Source organism: Lactobacillus kefiranofaciens (genome assembly GCF_900103655.1).
Taxonomy (GTDB): Bacteria; Bacillota; Bacilli; order Lactobacillales; family Lactobacillaceae; genus Lactobacillus; species Lactobacillus kefiranofaciens.
In genome coordinates this window covers 1-4,867 of record NZ_FMXC01000065.1, presented here as the reverse complement: position 1 = coordinate 4,867, position 4,867 = coordinate 1, and the positions used below count along the sequence as shown (strand labels likewise).

Here is a 4,867-nt window from a genome sequence, read left to right as displayed (position 1 = left end):
AGAGTTTTATTCAAGCAATTGAAACAAACAACACTCAAGAGCTTAAATCATTGATTACCAGCAAAGATTCAATTGGAACCCTAATGCATAAGACGCTGCTAACTTTTAAATACAATCTAAAAGCGGTGCTTAACGGTGCGGCGCTGCCTTATTCTAATGGCTGTCTTGAAGGCTTCAACCGCAAAATCAAGCAAATCGAACGAACAGCTTTCGGCTATTCCAATTTTATCAATCTATTAACCAGAATTCGTTTAGAGGAAAATCAATATAAAGAAAAAGAGCCAAACATCCTTTTAATGACTGCCTGATTCTATTCATTTACTCTCTATCAACAGGATTTGACAAAGAGCCGTTTTTGTATATTTTTATACATGCTTGCCTAACTTTAACACATAATAGTTAAAGTTTGATTTTAGATAAAAGAGTATTGATAAAGTTTCTTAACTCTTAGCTTTGAAGTGGCTCTTTTTGCTTCTCAAGAATCTGACGTTCTTTTTTAACAGATTCAGTAAAAGCAATGTCTAGTTGCTCATCTAATTTAACATATTTCTGAAGAATTTCAGAAGAGATTGTGTCTTCTCTTACTAATGAATAAACAGATAAAGCATTTGGATTATACCATAGAGCCCATAATTTTTCACCACAGTATTTGTTATCTAAGGGAAGTTCATAATTTGTTGCTCTTAACCAAGCAGTATTACTATACTTAATACAGATTTTAGTTCTATATTTTATGATTTCTTCTTCTGTTGAGTTAATAATATTTCCTCTTTTTGTTTTAAGACTTGAAATATTAGTTCATAATGGATAATTTAAAGCATTTAATAAATCATTTAAAATCAAAAATTGCTTTTACATATGGAATAATTTGATCAAGATATTGCATGGATACATGATTCATTATTTGTCCGTTACGTGCTTCATAGTCATAATTAAGAACTTGATATAAACAAACATAACCTTTTACCCCAGTATTTCTATCACCTGATATTAGAATTGGTTTGTAATGCTTATCATGTTCATACTTAGAACTAGTGGTAATTGGCATAGCTACGATGAAACCGGTTTGCTGATTATATGGGGTAGCACTTACTACCAGCATTCGACGTTCATTGTTGCCAGATTGAGGATTATGTCCACCCCATTCATGTCCTGCATGAGGTTCGGCTTCAATTTTAACAATATCACCTTGACATGGGAAATTTTTATTAACCTTCATTATTCCATCCTTCACGTCCGATATTATAATCTGGCATCCTTAATTCTGGATCATTAGCAACTGCTTTTTTAAAATCGTAATCTCCCCATTCTGTTTCATATAGGTTAACTTCTTTATGAATCTCTACATTATTATCAGGACCAATTTTAAATATTAAACGACTACCGTCTGTCCAATTCTGTTGTTTCCGAATTGCAGCCGGAATTGTAATTTGTCCTTTTTTGGTAATTTTTGCAGTGTATTTCATTGTATAGTCATCCTTTCTCAAGGTGTAATACGTAAGGAACCTTTCATATGTAATAGTACTTCAAAATGTTAGTAAAAACAAGTTTAAAGCTATTTCTGACAGTGATTGCTTTTGATATTAAAAATATATTTTTTAAGATTAATTAGTAAATCATTGAACATTTTGTGCCAATTGGTAAATAGAAAAAATTATGATCATATAGGTGTATGAAGCACCAATTGATATTACACAAAAAGAGCTTATCATTTAAAATAAGCTCTTTAAAAATATAAGTTAAGATTCATGAATAAACTTGAATCATTAACTATCTTTATTTAAAACTTTTAATTTAAGGCGATGTTTAACGTTTTGGCCACTATAAGCTACTTTAAGTAATCCAACTTATATAGCTTACTTAATAATGTTATTCCTATAGACAAAAGCATACATAAAATAGCTAATGAAAAAAGCAATTCATAACTTACTTTAATTATAATTCCACTTAGAATTGCAATAAATGGTCCAGTTATTCTAGTAAGAGAAGTTGAAGTTGAAGTAACCATACCTTTGTATTTATTAGGAGTTCTAGACTGAATTATTGTGAAAAAGTTAGCTTGTGCCCAAACGCTTCCAAAAGAAACAATAGCATATCCTATTAGAAATAACCAGAAAGATTTTAAATCCAACATCAAAATAAAACCTAAGGTTATTAATAATCCGATAGCTATGAGTTGTAATCCTAACTTTATTTTTTTGCCATAACGTAAATAAATAAAATTACCAATTATACTAGCTATTGATGAAATAGTAAAAAGCAAACTAATTTTATCTATCGAAACATGCATTCTCTGTTTTAATATGAATGTTAACATGGGAATTATCAACTGAAAACCTATGTTGGCTGCCAAAAAACTCAATACCATCCACTTTATTTCATGTTGATTAATTAAGAATTTTATTCCATCACTTAAAATTCTTTTTATGTTTTTCTTTTTTGAATTAGGTGTCGGTTGTTCTATATGTAATTTTTTAACAGTTATTGCTAAATATAGAAAACTTAAGAAGTCTAAAATAAAGCCACCTAAGTAATTTAATAAATTTACTACTACAGCAGATATACCAGGACCAACAGTTTTTTGAATAGATGAGATTAGTCCTATTTTTCCAGAAACATCGGATAATTCTGCTGTAGTTACTGATTCAGATATTAAAATTTGATAGCCTGTCCAGGATATTAAATCAAATGTACCAATAAAAAAATAGTTATTAAAATAAGCCAAATTGGAAATTTGTATACAGTAATAAGCGGAATAATCAATATTAATATTGATTGCATGAGTAATGAATACAACATGATATTTTTTCTTGAAAAAATATCAAAGATTGAACCAATAATTATGCCAAAAAGAGCTGTTGGCAAATACTCCATTGCTGTTAATAATCCCATAGTTATTGAAGAATGTGAGCGTGTCAACATCAATAATGGAATTGCAAAAGTATAAAATTGATCACCAAGTCCAGAAATTGTATAGCCTATTAGTAGCTGTGTGCTTTGTTTTTTAATACTTTTAATCATTTTTAGTGTATCTTTTTTCTAATTAAATTAAACTTACACTCTACAATTTTAGTATCATGTTGATTTTTTATAAAACCACTACATTGAATGATACCTGTTTCGTCAATGCTTTGAATATTTACTGTAACTTTTGCAACATCACCAGGAACAAAGTATCCGTAATAATGACATCTGTTTATGCTTAAAAACCATATGTTATCCAATGTTCCTAATTTTTTATAAATTGAAAAGCTAATGGATTGAGCTAGTAATTCAACTAATAAGACAGCAGGATACATAGGAAAATCCTTGAAGTGTCCTAGCATAAAAGGATCGGAATTAGTAAAATATTTTATAGTTTTAGTGGATTTATCGTTGTAATCTACAACTTTATCAACTAAAAGCATAGGATATCTTTGTTTTAAAAAGTTCGTAATACTAATATTTTCTTCTTCCATTTATTATTTCTCCAAATCTTTGATAACTATTGAAACAGCATTACCGCCAAAGCCAATAGAATTACTTATGGCAAATTTAATATTAGAAGTTTTGCTAGTAGTGACAATAAATGGAGCATTTTCTAGAAGCTTATTTTGTCCTACTATATTAGGAGGGAGTCTATGTCTTTGAATTGCTAATGCTACTATAATTGCCTCAAAGACACCTGCACCACCTAAAGTATGTCCTATTTGTCCTTTAGAGGAACTTACGCTGGGAATATCTTTAAAAACTTTATGAAGTGCATTTAATTCCATGACGTCATTTAATTTAGTTCCGGTTCCATGTGCATTAACATAATTGATTTGTGAAGGTTTTATGTTAGCTTCTCTTATCGCATTATTCATAGCAGTAAACAATGCTGTTCCATCAGGATTTGGTGCTGTAATATGATAATGATCGTTTGCCTGCCCTACTCCGATAATTTCAGAATAACTATTAGAAGTATATTGACTACTTAGTACAATACAAGCAGCACCTTCACCTAGAGACATACCATCTCGGTTAGTTGTAAATGGTTTACATCCTTTTAAGCTCATAGCTCCTAAAGACATGAAACCACTGGCAGTAATAGGTGATAAAGTATCAGCTCCTATAACAATAGCTTGCTTATAATGATTGTACTTTAATTCTCTATATGCGTATGATATAGCGTCACCACCTGATGCACAGGCAGTATTAAAACATGTTATTTTAAACTTTTTAAATTTAGAAGATACTGTAGGGATTAAAAATGTGTGACATGACATAGCATCGATTAATTTACTGTCTTCACTTTTAAATATATTGTCCTCTAATCCGTTGCTTGTAGCAAAACAAATTAAGGTCTTATCTTCATTTCTTTTTATAATTTTGGCATCAATACAAGCATTGAAGAAAGCCTGTTTAACTATACTTTCTAACGAAGTGGTTTCTGTAAATCCACAAGCAGTAAAACTAGGAATATTGTAAGTGGTTTTATATTTGTTAATTAATTTCCAAAATAACTCTCCTGAAAAAATGTTTGAAGAAAACTGTTTAATTGACATACCTAAAGGAGAACTTACTCCAATTCCGTTTATAAAAACTCTCATTAATTTTACTCCATTTATAAATTAGAAAAACCACCGTCAATAATAAAATTCTCCCCTGTAATATAATCTGCCATTGAAGAGGTTAAAAATAAAACTAGATCAGCTACTTCTGTAGGCGAAGCAAATCTCTTAAAAGGAACTTTATTTTTAAAAGTAGTGTAATATTTTTCACTCATTGCAGTTTTTACAAAACCAGGACTAGAGACTGTAAAATAGTTTGTGTAAGGATGAATGATTCCTTAAATTAATTTCTTAAAATATTAGAAAAAGGAGTTCCTTTCTCGTATGATTGGTTT

Annotated in this window: 8 protein-coding genes; 1 reads left to right on the top strand and 7 read right to left on the bottom strand. The window is 29.8% G+C overall.

The window, feature by feature from the left end; translation table 11 throughout:
- A partial coding sequence (locus BLP58_RS11480) for a transposase (RefSeq protein WP_143000357.1) occupies positions 1 to 308 on the top strand: 308 nt, incomplete at its 5' end.
- Positions 309 to 829: 521 nt separating this feature from the next.
- Here BLP58_RS11480 and BLP58_RS11475 read toward each other — a convergent pair.
- The 7 genes from BLP58_RS11475 to BLP58_RS11445 all read right to left on the bottom strand — a co-directional run bounded on the left by BLP58_RS11475 (position 830) and on the right by BLP58_RS11445 (position 4,747).
- Positions 830 to 1,219, bottom strand: coding sequence for a type II toxin-antitoxin system PemK/MazF family toxin (locus BLP58_RS11475; RefSeq protein ID WP_013854557.1), 390 nt, complete (start codon positions 1,217 to 1,219; stop codon positions 830 to 832).
- Positions 1,209 to 1,466, bottom strand: a complete 258-nt coding sequence (locus tag BLP58_RS11470; protein ID WP_013854558.1) for an AbrB/MazE/SpoVT family DNA-binding domain-containing protein — start codon at positions 1,464 to 1,466, stop codon at positions 1,209 to 1,211. The genes BLP58_RS11475 and BLP58_RS11470 overlap by 11 nt, the downstream gene beginning before the upstream one ends.
- Positions 1,467 to 1,828: 362 nt before the next feature.
- Positions 1,829 to 2,725, bottom strand: coding sequence for an MFS transporter (locus BLP58_RS11465; protein WP_013854559.1), 897 nt, complete (start codon positions 2,723 to 2,725; stop codon positions 1,829 to 1,831).
- A complete protein-coding gene (locus BLP58_RS11460; RefSeq protein ID WP_023061312.1) occupies positions 2,680 to 3,021 on the bottom strand; it encodes an MFS transporter in 342 nt (113 codons plus the stop codon). Before BLP58_RS11460 ends, BLP58_RS11465 begins: the two co-directional genes overlap by 46 nt.
- Positions 3,022 to 3,023: 2 nt before the next feature.
- A complete protein-coding gene (locus BLP58_RS11455; RefSeq protein ID WP_025084327.1) occupies positions 3,024 to 3,458 on the bottom strand; it encodes a 3-hydroxyacyl-ACP dehydratase FabZ family protein in 435 nt (144 codons plus the stop codon).
- A 3-nt stretch (positions 3,459 to 3,461) separates the two neighbouring features.
- A complete protein-coding gene (locus BLP58_RS11450; protein ID WP_013854560.1) occupies positions 3,462 to 4,571 on the bottom strand; it encodes a beta-ketoacyl synthase N-terminal-like domain-containing protein in 1,110 nt (369 codons plus the stop codon).
- A gap of 14 nt (positions 4,572 to 4,585) precedes the next feature.
- Positions 4,586 to 4,747 (bottom strand): SDR family oxidoreductase, encoded by a 162-nt coding sequence (locus tag BLP58_RS11445; protein WP_013854561.1) that lies wholly within the window; start codon positions 4,745 to 4,747, stop codon positions 4,586 to 4,588.
- Positions 4,748 to 4,867: the final 120 nt, after the last annotated feature.

Excerpts from the sequence above, each read along its gene's own strand:
- BLP58_RS11445 (WP_013854561.1), bottom strand. The coding sequence starts at position 4,747 with ATGAGTGAAAAATATTACACTACTTTTAAAAATAAAGTTCCTTTTAAG.
- BLP58_RS11475 (WP_013854557.1), bottom strand. The coding sequence starts at position 1,219 with ATGAAGGTTAATAAAAATTTCCCATGTCAAGGTGATATTGTTAAAATT.
- BLP58_RS11455 (WP_025084327.1), bottom strand. The coding sequence starts at position 3,458 with ATGGAAGAAGAAAATATTAGTATTACGAACTTTTTAAAACAAAGATAT.
- BLP58_RS11470 (WP_013854558.1), bottom strand. The coding sequence starts at position 1,466 with ATGAAATACACTGCAAAAATTACCAAAAAAGGACAAATTACAATTCCG.
- BLP58_RS11450 (WP_013854560.1), bottom strand. The coding sequence starts at position 4,571 with ATGAGAGTTTTTATAAACGGAATTGGAGTAAGTTCTCCTTTAGGTATG.
- BLP58_RS11460 (WP_023061312.1), bottom strand. The coding sequence starts at position 3,021 with ATGATTAAAAGTATTAAAAAACAAAGCACACAGCTACTAATAGGCTAT.